1 protein-coding gene is annotated in these 598 nt (G+C 53.5%); it reads left to right on the top strand.

Annotation, left to right across the window (positions count from 1 at the left end; genetic code table 11):
- Positions 1 to 127 precede the first annotated feature (127 nt).
- Positions 128 to 538: a restriction endonuclease subunit S gene (locus tag ML342_RS11635; RefSeq protein ID WP_240127185.1), complete on the top strand. Its 411-nt coding sequence runs from the start codon at positions 128 to 130 to the stop codon at positions 536 to 538.
- Positions 539 to 598 lie beyond the last annotated feature (60 nt).

Genomic DNA, 598 nt, shown 5'->3' with positions numbered 1-598 from the left:
AAGGTGATCACCGGCGTGCGCTTCCGCGATGGCGTCGAAGTGCGCGATGATGCAACCGCCCAGACCCACTCGGCCGCCGCCTGATCCGTCAGGGCGTGCACCACTTTTGGGTATTTCTCATCGCATTGTGCCGAACGGAGAGATCCCAGTATTTGGCGGTGCCGGCGTTATGGGGTACACAGACACTTATAACGCAGATGGTTTTGTTATCGCAGTTGGCCGCGTCGGTGCATATTGCGGCCAGTTTTTCTCTCATCGAGGTAAGGCGTGGATCAACAACAACGCATCGCTGATACGGCAAAAGAAAGAGGATTTTGGAGAGTGGCTATTTCTATCTCTCCGGCATGCGGATATTGATGTGATTAAGAAAGGTGCCGCACAGCCGTTTGTCTCAAATGGTGATCTATCAAAACTGCCTTTGGTGTGGCCGAGTGAAAAAGTAGTTGAGTCCTTTTTGCAATTTACTGTTCCGCTTCTTAAGGAAGGTCTGAACAACTCCGCCACTTTCGGCGAGAATGGATCATCGGTTCAAGGGTGAGTTCGATGCAGCTGTCGTTCGGAGATGCCGAGGGGATGGGCCGCAAGCGCACGCGGCGCG

Source organism: Thermomonas alba (assembly GCF_022419205.1).
Classification (GTDB): Bacteria; Pseudomonadota; Gammaproteobacteria; order Xanthomonadales; family Xanthomonadaceae; genus Thermomonas; species Thermomonas alba.
This window is presented reverse-complemented; position numbering and strand designations above follow the sequence as displayed.